Consider the following 14,894-nt stretch of genomic DNA (forward strand, 5'->3'; position numbering starts at 1 on the left):
TTTCAACAGCCTGCTAGCTCATGTTCTTGGTTCGTGCTTCTAAGCGCCTTTTAGCGCACAAACCTTGAGGTGAGCCCATGGACGCCTTGTGGCCGCTGGACTTGGCGCCCTGACGGTCGACCAGGTGAAGCGGACGATGCAGTGTTCGCGCCTGCAGGGGTGCAGCATGGAATGGCTTGAAAACCCAAAACGGTCGAGCCTGCCGCTCGTGGTTCTGCGGGGGCGTTTGGCCGTCCGGATCCGCATCAAGTGTCGGGCGTGCGGGACGCTTTCCCATGTCTCCCCTGAAACGATGATCGCCAAGCTCCAGGCAGAGCAGAAGGGCGGCGACGCCACGTTAGTCTCGGAGATCGCCGGCCTCTTGCAGAAGCCTTGCCCGTGCGGAAAGACTTCTTGGGATGTCGATGTCGCGTGGCCTGACCCGAACACCATTGGGGGACGCAGGGCGCTCGAACAAGCGCAAGCGCAGCGCGATCGTCACCGGCTCCGAGAGCCCACCGACTTTTAGGAGGCAACCCGTGTGCAACGACTACGAGCTTGACCTGGTGCTCGAGGAGATGAATGCGGCGATCGACCGCCAGCTCGGCCTCGAAGTGGACATCCCGAACGCGCCGCCGGAGCAATGGGACCTGCCATTCGCCAAGCGCATGTACCCTAGATATTACGGCCTAATCCTACGGCCGGCGGACCCTGATCGCCCGTTCGGCGAGCCGCTGAAAACCAGCGTGGCCTACTGGAATCTGACGCCGCCCTGGCACCGCGCGCCCGTAAAGGAATGGAAGGCCCAGTGCAACAACGCCCGGTCGGAAGAGATGGCCGGAAAGAACAGCTTCAAGGACGCCGTCAAGAAGCGGCGTTGCATCATCCCAGCAACGGCGTTCTACGAATGGACGGGGCCGAAGGGATCGAAGCAGAAGCATCGCATCACCCGCCGAGACGGTGAGCCCATGTTCTTCGCAGGCCTCTATTCGCCCGCCAATGATCCGGAGCGCGGGCGGATAGACACCTTCAGCATGGTCATGCAGGCGGGCGCGCCGCCAGACGACATCGCGCCCTTCCATAATCGCCAGCCGGTTCCGCTGAACCGCGACAGTGTGCGCGTTTGGCTGGACCTTCAGGCGGATATGACGCAGGGGTCCGAGGCCTGGCGCGAGGTTATGAAAGCCCCAAGGCCGGGGACGTTGATGTTCGATCCACCAGAGCCGAAGGCCGCCTAGCGGCCCGGGTAACGGCTGGCGCGGCCTCCGACGCCACATCGGCCCTCGCGGGCGCATATTTCTCGCCGCATTGGCCGCAAAGGATCTCCAGCCCCGCCCTGCCCCAGAGGTTGGCCGTTCCCGCGCCGCAACGGTGGCTGTACTTGGTCCGAAATGGGCGGGTTGGTGGCGGCGTGGCGAGGCCCAGAACGGCAAGGCGTTGGCCCGCGGCCTCACCTCCCAAAATCTGCTGCACGGCGGCGGACGCAGCCGGATAACGGTCGAGCCAAGTGATCGCGAAGCCGGTCGCCATCAGCTCCTGGCAGGCCTGGTCAAAGCGCCCACCCTGGATCACATAGTCCTGCATGTGATCGCCGGTCTTCTTCCCGCCCGGCTTGCCGGTATCCGACGGCATAAGCCCGATGGCCTCCATTTTTGCGGCCCATTCGAGGTTGTGATAGCGCCCGCGCCCCGGCTTTCCGAAATGATGCTGCCATAAATGGACGAGCTCGTGCCCGACGGTTTGGAGCACTTCAATCACCGGTAGGACGCCGAACCAGCTCGGATTCAGTGCGATCTCGTCCGTCGCAACTGACCGGTCGCTGTTCTTCACGAACCGCGCCGCGCTGAAATAGCCGTAGCACCTCTTCTCGCGCTGGAGCGTGATGAGGCACGGCGGAAGCGCGCCGTCGAAGAGGCGCTGATTGAAATGGTCGAAAGCCTGCTGGAGTTCGCCATAGGCCTCTCGTGTCGGCGTGTGCATGTTCCCTGTTCCTGGATGAGGAAATGGAGGTCGGCCGAGGGGCCGACCTCCGCTCGATCGCCGCTCCAGTGGGTGGTGAGCGGCCGCGCCAGCGTCTGGCGTCGAGCATCGCGGGAAGTGGTGGGCTTCCCGGACTTGGCGCTACCGCGCCAACTCGTTACCGCCCCTTCCAGGCCGGCAGGATCACGTCCTTGGTCAGCTGCACCAGGACCTGTTTGCCCGGTCGGATCTCCAACGTGGGCTGCACAGTCAGGGTGCGGCTCGCCATCTGCATCCCGAGCTGAGCGGTTTGCTGGCCAAGCGCGGCGGCGGCGACTTGGGCGTTGCTGACGTTTTGACCGTTGGTCGCTTGAGGCTGGCTCAGTTGTACGCCCGCGCTAAACAGGCTGACGAACAGGGCGCTACCGAACGCTTTGGCGTAGTGGTTGTTCACCTTGTCGTTCAGGCCAGCATAGCCCGAGGCGTCGGCCGCCGGCATACCGCCGAGGTCGATGCTGGAGCCGTCGGGAAAGATGAGCCGCTTCCACACCACCTGGACTCGGGCTTGGCCGATCGAGACCTGGCTGTTGTAGAGGCCGATCACTTTCGTCCCTTGTGGGATAAGGACCGATGCACCGCTTACGCTGTCGAAAACGTTGCGCGTGACCATGCCCGTGACGATCCCAGGAAGATCGCTATTGATCCCGCTGTTGAGCGTCACGTTGATCACCGAGCCCGCCTTGAGCTCAAGAGCGCCCTTCGGCGCCTCGCGGCGAGCATCGAGATATGCCGGGTCCTTCCCAGCCGCCGAAGCGAAGGCTCGCTTCGCAGCTTGGTTGTTCGGGTCCGAACCTTCGCCTGCGCCGCCGACACCGGCTGGCATTTGGGGCATTTGAGGGAACTGGGGGGTAGCGCCGGCCGCAGCCCTTAGAGCGCTCGCCAGGGCCGCAGTTGGCGAAGCGGAGGCGTCCGAAGCGGCGTGCCCGCCGGCAGACTGGGCTTGAACCTGCGTCGGCGCGGCATAGCTCGCTCTGATCGCCGAGAAGCGTTCAGCTCGCATTTGGCGGACCATGTTCGCGCGCTGGATCCAGTCTTCCTCATAGGGGTTGACCAGGGCGGGCGCGGCGCCCGGTTGCCCCTGCCCTCCGGCGAGCTGCACGTTTTGCCCGGGTTGGGGCCCAGCCGGAGCAATGCCAGCGGCCTCCTCCGGAGTTAGACCTTCAGGACGCTCGACATCGTGGCCGCTAGTTGCGGGGATCACGCCGGCGGCTTGCTGATAATCCAGGAAATCGGGTTGCCGCGACACTTCCTGGATCTGGACCTCTTCGCCCTTGGAGTTGCGCTCAGCGCGCGCTTGCTCGCGGTGATCGGCGGCGGACATCGCCATCCAGACCAGCCCGCACAAGACCCCGCCACCGATGATGAGCGGAAGATTGTTCAGCGTCTTCGTCCCCGCGCCGCCCTTCGGCGGGGGCGTCAGGATGTCGGGATCCGGAGCGCCGGCCAGGTCGAGGTTCGCCTTGGCTTCCTTCTTCTTGAAGAGACCCTTCATCGCGCCGACACCTCCATAGTCCAGCCGCCCGCTTCAACGAGACCTTGGGGCGTGCGGAAGAAAGCCCGGGCCTTCGCGGGCGCGTTATCGACCTGGAGCCGCAGCATGAGCAGGTTGTCTCCGGCGCTCAGCTCGTACCGGACGAAATGAGCCCCCTTCACGCCATTGTCGGCCGCGACCGCGTAGCCGGAGCGGGCCAGCTCGCGGTTGAATGTCGGGGTGAAGCTGTCGCGGCCGGGACACGCGGGCTGGGGTACGTAGATCGTAGTCGCCGCCGGCGGAAGCGTGGCCCTGATTTGATCCAGGGTGGATCGCACCGCGGATTGAACTTCCGCAGGGGTGAGTTCGGCTCCGACCGAGGCCTCAGCCTTCACGGGGCCGAGGCAGGACAGGCTCACCGCCATCATCAGGGCGGCGCTCATGCGCCACCCGTCCGGTGGATGATGACCTTCGTTTGTCGGCGGCCGACACCCGACAGCAACGCGCCACGTTCCAGAACCTGGTCGACGATGAAGCGGTTCTTGACCTTCCGGTAGTTCACCACCTGTTCGGTCGATCCATCGAGCATCACGAGGACGGGCGCCTCGCCGTTTTCGACCTGGTCGGGGAACTCGATGTAGGTCTTCTTACCGTCGGAGTAGACGCGCAGCGGCCGCCACGACGGCCGATCGCCCGTCATCTCAAAATTGAAGTCGAGATCGGTGATCGTTTGGCCGGTCGGGAGCACCGTCGCCCTGCGTTCTTGATCTTTGCGAGCGGCGGCAGCGGCGGCTTGGCGCTGCATATTCTCGTTGAACGCCTTCCACTGGGCGGCCTGGTCCTCGGGATACGTGAAGTTGATCCCCATCATCCGATCGGTCTTTCGGCTCGCCAGCTGCACGTCGTAGAGCCGGCGGTTCGTTGCGATGATGAGGTTGCCAGAGAGCCCGACTTCCTTGGGCTTCACGAGAATGGAAATGGTCTGATTGCCCTCCTCGCCCACGGCGGCCGGCATGATGTCCCAGCCCAGCACGTCGGCGGCGTTCAGGTTGTTGATGACCTCGCCCTGCTGCAGCTCGATCCTGCAAATCTGCATCGGCGCGCAGACGAGGGTCGGCTGGGTTTGGCCGAACACGAACGAGATGAGCCCGTTCGTGCTTCGCACGGGCGTCACCGGCGCGGCCGCATACTCCGTCGTCATCTTGACCGCTTGAGCCTCGCGCGCCCGGAGCGGCTTCTGCTGGCCCGACAGCGGCGCGATCGGCGGCGGGGCGTGCATCGGATACTGAGGGCGCGGCGCCGCATCGACCGTGCCCGGCGACGAGGAAGGCGCCAGGGCGACCGGCGAGGATGAAGCCGGTGTTGCCGCCGGGTTGGCCGGTTGGCCTCCACGTTGCGCCTGCGCCGGCGTCGCCGTCAGAACGATGGGCTGCGAACGAGGAGCCGAGGGATGCGTCGCGATCGGGGCGTCGAGCGCCGGGACCGTTTGGGCGTGGGCTTGAGCGCCGAGCGACAGGGCCATCATGGTCCCGGTGAGAAGCGCTTTGCGGGTGTTCATGCTGGCTCCGATCACAGTTGCTTGCCCCAGCTGAGGTCTTGGATGAACAGGCCGATGGGATTGGCGCGGATCGCGGCCTCCTCGTCCTGCTGTTTGATGGTCGTGGTGACGACGGCGAACCACGGCTCCGTGCGAATGAGCGTCCCGCCGCGATCGCGGACGGTTTCGACCCACTCGATCCGCCAGGTGTTGCCGCCCACTGGCAGGACGGACTTGACGTCCACCGTCACGGCTTCGGTTTCAGCTCGCTTGATCGGCGAGTTCTCGCGGAAGTTCCGATCGACGGTCGCATAGGCCGACGAACCGCGCAGAAGCACGGCATAGGTCTCCTTGGCGATTGCCTGAGCGGCGGCGGCATCGAGGTAGACCGTCCGCGCGTTGCGGACGAACCGGGCGAGTTGGTTCCGGATCACACGCTGATCAGGTCGCGCGGCTTGGTCGGCCTCCTTCACCGGAAGCACCGCGCCCAGGTGATCGACCTCGACGATGTACGGCTTGAGCGCGGGCCTAGTGGCGAGCACGGATAGGCCATAGCCGAAGCCGATGTTTCCGACCGCGAGAACGAGCGCGATTGTCCGCCAGGTTTGCTCGCGCTTGATGGTGTTCGACTCCCGCTCGAGCGTGTCACGGCGAGCGTTCAGGTAGACGTTCTCAGGAACGTCGCGGGCCTTGGTCATGGGGATCCCCTATTCTTCTTCGCGGGCTGCATCGCGCTCAGCGCTACGCAGCGATTCATCATCAGAGCTGGAGGCGCTGTTGCCGCCCGATCCGGACGGACGGCTCCGCGAGCCGCCGTCGTCTTCCATATCGGCCGCCTTCGCCGACGCCTCAGCGCGCTCCTCGCGCCAGGACTTGGCGGCGGCCTCCATCGGTTCGGCTTCGCTAGCGCCGGCGGCGCCGGCCGCACTTCCCGCCATCTTGCCGCCACCAGAGATGGTGCCCTCCCCGGCCGACTTTTCGCCCGATCCGGCGTAGGCTTGGGCGCGCTCCCGGCGGTCCTCGTCCCGCTCCGCGCGTCGCGCGACTTGCTTGCGCAGGTCCTCGCGGTCGCCCTTGAGGCTCTCGGACATCCGGGCAGTGGCCGTGCCGTGTCGGCTACCGCCGGCGAGACGTGACTCAACGTCCTGGACGGCGGCCCTACCGAGGTTGCTCATCGTCCCTTTTGCGAGAGCGCCAAAGGAGGCCGGTTGTCCGCTCGCGCTAAGCTGCTCTCCTGCCAGCTTCGCGGCATTGTTGACTGCCAAGCCAGCTCCGGCCAGGCCAGCGCCAACGCCTGCAGCCGCGCCCGCCACCTGGCCTGCCGCAGTCGCGATCGGATTTGCACCGCCGCCGCCGCCGCCACCGCCTGAAAGTTTGCTTGCGACCCATGTCGGGATAGCCGCTGCGACCCCGAGATAGACGACGCCGGCCGCCAGGATCTCAAGCACCGTCTCGATGTCGTTCCCGGACGCCTGGAGCGCGGCGGCGTAGCCTTTGATTTGGCTTTCGCCGATGCCGACGATGATTTGAAGGACCAGCAGCTCAACGCCGATTTCCAGCGGCGCCTTAAATGCGCCGATCGCCATATCCTTCGTCCAGCGCGATCCGGCGAGGCCCATCATGACAACGCCCACGGAGGTGATGAAGTAGCCCTTCACCAGAGCCATGATCATCAGCGTCGTGATCAGAGCGAACACGACCACGATGATGATAGCACAGAGGCCGAGTGAAACCTTCGCGCCAACAGCGTCCAAGCCAACGCCCGTGTCTGTGCTCCAGATCAGCGTGGCGATCTTCTTGCCGGCGGTAAAAACGTCGGTGGGGCGCATACCCCCGGAGCCACCCGCACTTTGGGCGGCCTGATCGCCGAGTTCGCGCATGGTGTTGACCATGCCTTGCCCCCACTCCGAGGAGTGGTTCAGGATCGCCGACATTACGCCGACAAACAGGATCCGCTTCATCAGCTCGACGAGGAAGTCGGCGGCCGAGCCCTTCGCAATGAGCACCATAAGCATCGCGTAGGTGAACTCGATCGTCGCCAAGCCCCAGAATATGCGGTTGGCGAACTTCCGAAGGATCGGTTCAATCCCTCCGGCCAGTCCGTTCCGATAGCTGTTGGTGATGTTGTCGATCAGGTCGCCGGCGGCCAGGGCCGGGCTAGCGATCATCGCTCCAGCAGTGATCGCCAAGATTGCCGCCGCGACGCGGACCTCACGCTGGTCCAGGCGCATCAAAAGGTTTCCCCTTTGTACTCCGCCTCGGAGGGCTTGAAGTAGGTAGCTGCGCGCGCGCGATCAGCGGCTTCCTTGTCGGCCGCCGTTTGCATCGCCTGAGCCTGCATCTGGACCTGCTGCATGATCAGCTCGCGCAGGCGCATGGTCTGGTGGACGCTTTCCATGGAAAGCTCGTTCGCCACGTCCAGGGCCTCTTTCTGGCCGTCGGCGCTATCGAGTTGGCCCTTCAGCTGATCCAGGAGGGCATACTCGTCGTCCATCCCGTCAGCTTGAGCGTTCAGCGCCTTCATCGTGTTCAGGACGCTATCGTTGGTCTCGTCGGACCACTGACGATATTTGTCCTTCATGTTCGAGCTGGACATGCCCGAGGCCAGATAGGAGTCGAGGCTCTTGTATCGGCTCGTGAACTGATCGCTGAGATTGGACGCGGTGTACGCCAGGCCCTTAGCTTGCGAGTAGATGTTGCGGACGCGGTCGATGTTCGACTTCACGTCACCGATGACCTTCGCGGGCAGGGACGCGGTGTTTTGCACCATGTTCGCATACGACTGGATCTGCTGCTGGAGCTGAGCAGCCTGGTTGATCAGCTGTTCGGCTTGCTGGGCTTGCTGCAGAAGCTGGGTCGTGACGTTGGAGCAGTTGGTGCAGACGACGATTCCGCTACCGAACTGGGCTGACGCCTGTTGCGGCGTCACAGCCGTCGTAAAGGCGAGCGCCGACGTGGCGATCGCAATAGCCTTGCGACGCATCTTACTTCTCCGAGCTGATCAGGTGTTCGAAGGCCACGCCGCGCCGGCGTAGCCACTCATAGGGCCACTCGCTCCCTTTCTCCTCGACCAGGTCGCGGATGACGGGGAGGATTTCGCGGTCGCTAACGCCCACGAACGAAAGGGCGATCGGGCCCAGCTCGAGAGAGAACCGACGCTGGCCCAGGGGCGAGTAGTAGTAATATTCGCGCTTGGGAACGCACTGCGCGATCGTGCGGATCGCCTGGGGGCCCAAGCCGAACTTGGTATAGGCCGGGTAGCGTTCCGCGTTCGGGTTGGCGAGGAAGATCTTGGTCGGGCAGCTTTCGTCGATCACGCTTCCGATCGGCGAGTCCGCGATGTCGGTCAGGCTCTGGGTCGCGAGGATCACGGAGCAGTTCGCGCGGCGGAGCGTTCGCAGGAAGTCAGCGATCTTGTCGCGGAACACCGGATGCTGGAGCGTCACCCAGGCTTCGTCGATGACCAGCATCGCCGGCTGACCCTTCAGCGTCCGCTCGAACTGTCGGAAGAGGGTCAGAAGGACCGGGATGACGATTTGGTCGCCCCGGTCCATCAGGTTCTCGATCTCATAGACGCGGAACTTGGCGTCTTTGACTTCGCCCTTTTCTGCGTCGAGCATCCGGCCCGCGGGCCCGGTGATCAGGTACGGCGCGAGGGACTGCTTGACGTGCCGGTCGTTGCAGAGGTTCACGAAGGCGGTCAGAGAACGTTGACCAGGCCGGCTTCTCATGTTCGCCAGAGCCGAGTGGATGTTCTGCTTCTGGTCCGGGGTGGGCTGCTTCCCGTCGTTTTGGAGGGCGTAGCAGATCCCGAGCCAGTCTTCGGCCCAGGCCACGTCACCGTCGGTTTCGAGGTGCTCCAGGGGACAGAGGCCGGGCGTGTGCTCGCTGCCGAGGTCGTAGAACGACCCGCCCATAGCTTGGCACAGCGCGTAGCTCGATCGCCCCTTATCGAAGAAATCGATCGTGGCGTTGGGGTAGCGGAAGAACTGAGCGCTGATCGTCGTCAGCAACGTGGACTTGCCCGAGCCCGTAGGGCCGAAGACAATCGTGTGACCGACATCCGCGACGTGCAGGTTCAAGCGGAAGGGCGTCGCTCCGGTCGTTGCCGTGTACATGAGCGGCGGCGCCGGATAGCCGAACCGAAACTTGTCGTTCGGGTTCTTTCTCAGCCCCGGCCAGGCGCTCGCCACAGGTAGGAGGTCGGCGACGTTGTCCGTCGCCATCATCGGTCGGCGCACATTCGGATCAACGTGCCCGGGCAGCGAGCCCAGCCAGGCCTCGGTCGCGTTCCACTTCTCGACGCGCGTGGTGAAGCCTTCGTTGTTGATCGCGTTGGCAACCATCCGGGCGCGTTCGGCCAGTTCCTCCGGATCTGGTCCGGTGAGGATAATGACCGACGTGTAGTAGCCGTACCGAACTTGTGCGCTGTTCGCGCGCTGGATTGCGTGCTCGACCTGACCGGCCATATTCGCCGCGTCTTGATTGATCTTGCCGCCGTCGTTCCGCATGATCCGGCTCATCAGCGGAATGGCGACGCTAGCCCACCTGTTCTGGGTCTTGGTCAGCGCCTGGACCGACGTGTGGGGGTCCATGTAGATCATGCGCGTGGACCAACGGTAGGGCAGCGCCAGATCGTCCAGCACGTCCAGGATCCCCGCGAACGAAGCGCTCGGGAACCCCTCGATCGAGACCACGGCGATGAAGTTTTCGCCGATGCGCGGGGGGTCGCCTGGGAAAAACTCCTGTCCAGCGATCCAGCCGTCCATGTAGGTCGGGATCGGCGGAAGATTGAGCGACACGTCGTAATCGCCAGTGATCGCCTTCTGGATGAAGTTCACGACCTCATCCTGGACTTGCTGCTTGCCGGCGCGATCGACGTATTCGATCGACTTCATGCGGCGGATAGCGCGGACCCCGGCGGACAGCGTGTCCTGCAGCTCCTGGAGGCCGCGCTCGAAAGTTTCGATCTCGCGCTCAAGTTCGCTTCGGCCCGAAGAGAGATCCTCGCCCGAGACGAAGATGCTCCCGATGTTCTGACGATCGACCTTTGGCGTCAGGAACTGAGCGAACAGGGCATGTTCGGTTTCGTACTGTCCCGAGAGCCTGGTGAAATGGGCGCGGCGTTCGAGGTCGATCAGCTCGGAGATGGGGTCGGGGAAAGCGGAGTGGGCGCGAGGGCTGTAGCCAGGCGCCTCCAGTCGAACACTCTCAACCCACGTCGCCCAGCCGTTGCCGAGCCGGTTCAGCGCGACATTCAGATAGTCGGACATCAGATCGCGTTCGGCGTTCGTCAGGGTCTGAGCGTCGTGCCCTTCGAAGACGAAGCCCGCGAGGAGCGATCCGTCTTTGCAGCGCACGACCCCCGGTGCGACGACTGCGCTGTAGTTCAGCAGCTCGACAAAGCCCGGCTTCGTGTCGCGATATTGCTTTAGCGAGAGCATCGGGGTCCTACTTCTTGGAGTTCTTCTTCGTGATCTTCACGAAAGGCGTGGAGCGCGGAGCGTAGTGGCGCCGGTACTTCCGCAGCCGCACGTAGACGAGGCGGAGCTGAGGGTCCTTTTTCGCCGCGCTCTGGAGCAGAGGCAGGGTGACGAGCCAAATGGCGGCGCAAACACCGGCCACCCACGGGTCCCACGACACGAAGCCGATGAAACCGCAGATGGCGGCGACCCCGATGACCAGATTGGACTCGGCGCCGAAGACCAACAGGGGGCGATAGAGCGCCCTGTAGATCGGTTTGCGCCGCTTGGGCGCGTCACCCTGCCCGATGGACATCAGCCGAGCCCCAGCTGGCTCGCGGCGGCCTGCAGCACGGCGCCCGAGCCGCGCATCTTGTCGATGAGCGTAGCGATGCCGACGATGACGCCGAGGCCGATCGCGACGCGCATCAGCACTTCCATCAGCTTGCCCATCTCCTGGCCGCTCATGAAGGCGATGACGCCCACGGCGGCCGAGACGATGGCGATACCGGTGATGTACTTGCCGGTCAGCAGGGTCACGACGTAGTTGATCGCAGCGTCCATCTCGGAGACGCCGGCGCTACCGGCCAGGGCGAGCGTGGGCGCGGTGACGGCCGCGACTGCGATAGCGGTCGAGGCGATCTTCTTGAGGTTCTTGGGCTTGAGTTTCTGGAGTTTCATGGGTCAGATTTCCACGGCTTGGGTTTCATAAGATCCGTCTCGCCAGGACTTGACCTGGAGGATCTCGACGACCCTCCTGCCCTTTCCCATGAAGACGACGAGACCGATGGCCTGAGCGACCATCAGGTGGGCCGGGGCGGAAGTTCCTTCCGCCACCAGCTGTTCGAGGCGCATGAGCGCGTCGATCCCGGAATCGGCGTGGATCGTGGCGACACCCCCAGGGTGGCCGGTGTTCCATGCCTTCAGCAGCGCGAGCGCGGCCTTGTCGCGGACTTCGCCGACGACGATGCGGTCGGGCCTCAGCCGCAGCGTAGCCTTCAAGCACTTGAGCATGTCGGCGTTCTCGTCGGCCCGCAGATCGACGTAGTTGGCGGCTGAGATTTGAAGTTCGCGGGTGTCCTCGATGCTGACGATCCGGTCGTCGGGGCAGAGGCTGCAGATTTCGAGGAGGACGGCGTTCGTGAACGTGGTCTTGCCGCTGCTCGTGGCGCCGGCGACCAGGATGTTCTTCCGGTCACGAACAGCCGCTTGGATCACCTCGCGGGCGGCGGCCGACATGCGGTCGTTCTCGACGTAGTCATCCAGGGGGAAGACCTTGGACGCCTTCTTCCGGATCGCGAACGAGGGCCGATCGACGACGGGCGGGATCATGCCCTCGAACCGCATTTCGTAGAACGGTAGTTCGCACTCCAGGATCGGTTGGGAGGGGCCCAGCTCGATACTGTGATAGCTCGCGATCATTCTCATGATCGACTCGGCTGACTGGCTATCGACCAGGCCGGCCGGGGTCATGGGCTCCCCAAGACGATCGAGCCAAAGCTCGCCCGTAGGGTTGAGCATCACCTCAACCACGTTGGGGTCGCGCAAGTATTCGAGAAGGACGGGGCCGAGAGCCTCGTCCAGATTGGCGCGAGTGCGCCTATCGCGCTCGGCGCGAGCCGATATCACGTTAGCAGCGGAACTCATTGGCTTTTTCCGTTTCAACCGCCCACCAGCGGCAGAGCCTATAAGGCCACAAATCGCGAACACCTGCAACAAAAATTACCCTATAGGGTGTTTTGTCGGTTCCGCTTCACGTGATCACCTTGTATTTTCAGGCTCTAGGCGATGACTCCCGCATTCTCGGGGGCCCATTGCCTTCTCTTAATCTGCGTTAACGCTGTTATCGCTTGTCGCAATATTTCTGGGTCGAAGTCTAGTGGGTGCTACTCGCGAGACACGCCCGGCGGATTGATGGAGACCGCTTCGTGACGCTGACCCTCGACTGCTATAGCTATGGCGACTTCGCCGTGCCTCTCGTCCCCGGCTCGCGCGATTGCGCCCTGTTTGAGCGGAACCGGCACGCCGAGAAATGCCTCCCGCTTTCCATCGCCAACACCGCGGGCTGGTCTCTTCTCTGCCCTGACGGCATTACCGTCACTTGGAATGGTGGCCCCTCAGATACGGACCTCGTGGTGGAGTTCGACCACCCGGAACGTTGGGCTCCGACCCCTGATCGGCCCCACGCGAAGCCGTTCGCCAAGTCGCACTTCAAAACCGGCGTCGTGACCTTTGATGTGGGCTGGCTTTTCCGCACTTCGCCGGGCTGGCAAATTCTCGCGAAGGGCCCGCCCAATTCCCTCAAGGACGGGATCGTTCCCTTGGAGGGCATCATTGAGACCGAATGGCTGGACTACAGCTTCACGATGAACTGGGCGATGACCAGGCCAGGCGTCATCCGCTTTGAGAAGGATGAGCCCTTCTGCTTCATCACCCCTATTCAGCTCCAGCCCTTCGTCGATTGCCAGCCTGTAGAGCATCGTCTCGAGCATCATCCCGAGTTGATGGCGAATGTCAGGGCGGGAGGCGCCGAACGTGACGAGTTCATGGCGCGTATGCGCGCCGGCGACGCGCAGGCGATCAAGCGAGGGTGGATGGGTCGCTACATGCGTGGGGAACAGCCCGCCGGGTCCACTGCTCCACGTCCCGAGCGCCACTACCACAAGATCCGGGGGAAGCTGCTGGCGCCGGCCCAGGCCAATTTCGATCCAGAGACAGGCAAGCTTTCACGCTCGCCAGCGACGCGAATCATCCGCTCGAGCGCCGAGGCCTCCGGTCTTGGCTTCCTGGTCGTCGACGACATGGTCTCGGCCGAGACTTGTGACCTTCTCCGGCGTCACTATGAGACTTCCCAGCTCGCCTATCAGACCGGCGTACAAGACGAGTTCTGGGACAATCGCCTTCTGCATTACTCGACGAGCTTGGACCTGGACCCGTCCATGGCGTCGCTCATGGCCCAGGCGATGGAGAAGGGAGTTCAGCGCGCCGAGGCGTTCTATCAGACGCCCTCCCCCCTTTACGCAGACGTGCTCCACCTTCTGGGATGGGAAGAGGGGCGCTTCATGCGAGTCCACGCCGATAACGCCTATTCCGATGGGGCGCCGCACGCGCTGGCGCACCGCGCCTACTCCGGCCTTCTCTACTTGAATGACGACTACGAAGGTGGCGGGCTCTATCTGCCGCGCCAAAACGTGGTTCTTCAGCCGAAGAAAGGCATGTTCGTGTCGCTTCCGTGCGGTCTGAGCCATGAACACGGTGTCGTCCGGGTGGAACGCGGCACACGCTACACCATGCCCTTCTTCCTTACGCTGGATCCGTCAAAAGCGCTTCCAGGTTTGCCGAAGAGACATCCCCGCAATGCCCTTCAGCCGCGATCGTGGATTTCCGGATCCTCCATCGCGGCCTTGACCGGAAAATTGACGGTCTCCAGCGGCGCACGAGAACTCCAGTACGAAGAGAGCGAGGCGTGATCTCCCAGATGAGGAAGAAGTATCTGCGGGAGCCGACACCGGCCGATCTCCGCTGCAATGTGCGCCTGGTCCGAGAGCGGGTTGGTTGGGACGTGAGCCAGTTGGCGAAGAAGATCGGCACGACAGCCCAGACCCTTCGCCGCCTTGAAGCCGAGAAACACGCGCCTTCGCTTCCAGTTGCGTTGCGGATCTCCGCAATTCTTGATGTGCCTGTAGATGATCTCTGGTGCGTTCCTAGCTACGGCGCACTTCGACCTTCGATCACCACAACGGCTACAAGCGTGGATCTCCGCATCGCGGGCGTGGGCGACCAGGGCGAGCCGGAGAAGGCCTAGGCGATCTCCTCTTCTGCTCCGGCGCGGTGCCGCTGCTGGCGCGGCGCGCTCGGCGCAAAACCTTCAGGCGGCGCGGGCCCGGAGCCCGTTGCCGCCTTTTTCATATCACGGTGCTCATGCGCGTCAGCCAATTGCGCCGGCTCACGCGCGCGACCCGGTATCGAGCCGCGGCCTTCGATCAAGCTCCCGATTCCCAGAGACGCCAAGGCGCCGTAGCTGAAAACAGATTCAGCGACGAACAGAGCTCGCCCCCAGATCTTGGGGTCAATCGTTGCGGCAAGGTGCAGGCTCATGATCAGGCCGAGCATCGCGGCGGCGAACATGGGCCACCATTTCGTGGAGCGAAGCGCCACCCAAAGAAGGACCGAAAGTAGCGCCGCGTCGACCAGGGCGAGACCTACCTCCACACCCCGGAGTTTTGCTTGGAAGACGAATGGCGAGGCGAACCAGGCGGCGACCATTGCGGCCGCGACCGACCTTCCCTCCCGCCCGCCAAAAACGAGCCCCGTGGTCGCGGAGATGACCAGGGCCCCTAGGCCGACCCACTGATACAAATGGTGAAGCTTAAGCAACGCGGCAACGAAAAAAGGGCCGGAGCTACAGCGCCCCGGCCCTTCCTAT

The 14,894-nt window shown here is 63.7% G+C and carries 16 protein-coding genes; 4 read left to right on the forward strand and 12 right to left on the reverse strand.

What is annotated here, in order from left to right; all coding sequences use genetic code 11:
• Positions 1-166 precede the first annotated feature (166 nt).
• Both AC07R7_RS24030 and AC07R7_RS24035 read left to right on the forward strand, forming a co-directional pair.
• Complete coding sequence (locus tag AC07R7_RS24030; protein WP_494636826.1) at positions 167-508, forward strand: hypothetical protein; 342 nt, start codon at positions 167-169, stop codon at positions 506-508.
• Between the two features lie 10 nt (positions 509-518).
• The gene (locus AC07R7_RS24035) at positions 519-1,217 is read left to right on the forward strand and encodes an SOS response-associated peptidase (protein WP_494636827.1); all 699 of its coding nucleotides are present in this window, start codon (positions 519-521) and stop codon (positions 1,215-1,217) included.
• Here AC07R7_RS24035 and AC07R7_RS24040 read toward each other — a convergent pair.
• The 11 genes from AC07R7_RS24040 to trbB all read right to left on the reverse strand — a co-directional run bounded on the left by AC07R7_RS24040 (position 1,156) and on the right by trbB (position 12,115).
• Entirely contained in the window at positions 1,156-1,959 is an 804-nt protein-coding gene (locus AC07R7_RS24040; protein WP_494636828.1) for a SprT-like domain-containing protein, read from the reverse strand. The genes AC07R7_RS24035 and AC07R7_RS24040 overlap by 62 nt on opposite strands.
• Before the next feature lie 157 nt (positions 1,960-2,116).
• Entirely contained in the window at positions 2,117-3,490 is a 1,374-nt protein-coding gene (locus AC07R7_RS24045) for a TrbI/VirB10 family protein (protein WP_494636829.1), read from the reverse strand.
• Positions 3,487-3,912 carry a conjugal transfer lipoprotein TrbH gene (locus tag AC07R7_RS24050; RefSeq protein ID WP_494636830.1) on the reverse strand — a complete coding sequence of 142 codons (426 nt, stop codon included), beginning with the start codon at positions 3,910-3,912 and terminating at the stop codon, positions 3,487-3,489. The genes AC07R7_RS24045 and AC07R7_RS24050 overlap by 4 nt, the downstream gene beginning before the upstream one ends.
• A complete protein-coding gene (gene trbG, locus AC07R7_RS24055) occupies positions 3,909-5,027 on the reverse strand; it encodes a P-type conjugative transfer protein TrbG (protein WP_494636831.1) in 1,119 nt (372 codons plus the stop codon). Before trbG ends, AC07R7_RS24050 begins: the two co-directional genes overlap by 4 nt.
• Before the next feature lie 11 nt (positions 5,028-5,038).
• The gene (locus AC07R7_RS24060) at positions 5,039-5,704 is read right to left on the reverse strand and encodes a VirB8/TrbF family protein (RefSeq protein WP_494636832.1); all 666 of its coding nucleotides are present in this window, start codon (positions 5,702-5,704) and stop codon (positions 5,039-5,041) included.
• A gap of 9 nt (positions 5,705-5,713) precedes the next feature.
• Positions 5,714-7,237, reverse strand: a complete 1,524-nt coding sequence (gene trbL / locus AC07R7_RS24065; RefSeq protein WP_494636833.1) for a P-type conjugative transfer protein TrbL — start codon at positions 7,235-7,237, stop codon at positions 5,714-5,716.
• Positions 7,237-7,989, reverse strand: coding sequence for a P-type conjugative transfer protein TrbJ (trbJ, locus tag AC07R7_RS24070; RefSeq protein ID WP_494636834.1), 753 nt, complete (start codon positions 7,987-7,989; stop codon positions 7,237-7,239). The genes trbL and trbJ overlap by 1 nt, the downstream gene beginning before the upstream one ends.
• 1 nt (position 7,990) lies before the next feature.
• Complete coding sequence (locus AC07R7_RS24075; RefSeq protein WP_494636835.1) at positions 7,991-10,450, reverse strand: VirB4 family type IV secretion/conjugal transfer ATPase; 2,460 nt, start codon at positions 10,448-10,450, stop codon at positions 7,991-7,993.
• Between the two features lie 7 nt (positions 10,451-10,457).
• Positions 10,458-10,784: a conjugal transfer protein TrbD gene (gene trbD, locus AC07R7_RS24080; RefSeq protein WP_494636836.1), complete on the reverse strand. Its 327-nt coding sequence runs from the start codon at positions 10,782-10,784 to the stop codon at positions 10,458-10,460.
• Positions 10,784-11,149, reverse strand: coding sequence for a TrbC/VirB2 family protein (locus AC07R7_RS24085; RefSeq protein WP_494636837.1), 366 nt, complete (start codon positions 11,147-11,149; stop codon positions 10,784-10,786). The genes trbD and AC07R7_RS24085 overlap by 1 nt, the downstream gene beginning before the upstream one ends.
• A 3-nt stretch (positions 11,150-11,152) precedes the next feature.
• On the reverse strand, positions 11,153-12,115 hold the full coding sequence (trbB, locus tag AC07R7_RS24090; protein WP_494636915.1) for a P-type conjugative transfer ATPase TrbB: 963 nt from the start codon (positions 12,113-12,115) through the stop codon (positions 11,153-11,155).
• A 281-nt stretch (positions 12,116-12,396) separates the two neighbouring features.
• Here trbB and AC07R7_RS24095 point away from each other — a divergent pair, with 281 nt between their 5' ends.
• The gene (locus AC07R7_RS24095; RefSeq protein ID WP_494636838.1) at positions 12,397-13,938 is read left to right on the forward strand and encodes a DUF6065 family protein; all 1,542 of its coding nucleotides are present in this window, start codon (positions 12,397-12,399) and stop codon (positions 13,936-13,938) included.
• Positions 13,935-14,273 (forward strand): helix-turn-helix transcriptional regulator, encoded by a 339-nt coding sequence (locus AC07R7_RS24100; RefSeq protein WP_494636839.1) that lies wholly within the window; start codon positions 13,935-13,937, stop codon positions 14,271-14,273. Before AC07R7_RS24095 ends, AC07R7_RS24100 begins: the two co-directional genes overlap by 4 nt.
• On the opposite strand, the gene AC07R7_RS24105 is transcribed toward AC07R7_RS24100, so the two are convergent.
• Positions 14,270-14,734: a hypothetical protein gene (locus AC07R7_RS24105; protein ID WP_494636840.1), complete on the reverse strand. Its 465-nt coding sequence runs from the start codon at positions 14,732-14,734 to the stop codon at positions 14,270-14,272. The two genes, AC07R7_RS24100 and AC07R7_RS24105, sit on opposite strands and share 4 nt — an antisense overlap.
• Positions 14,735-14,894: the final 160 nt, after the last annotated feature.

This window comes from Caulobacter sp. GW821-FHT05F04 (assembly GCF_059419665.1).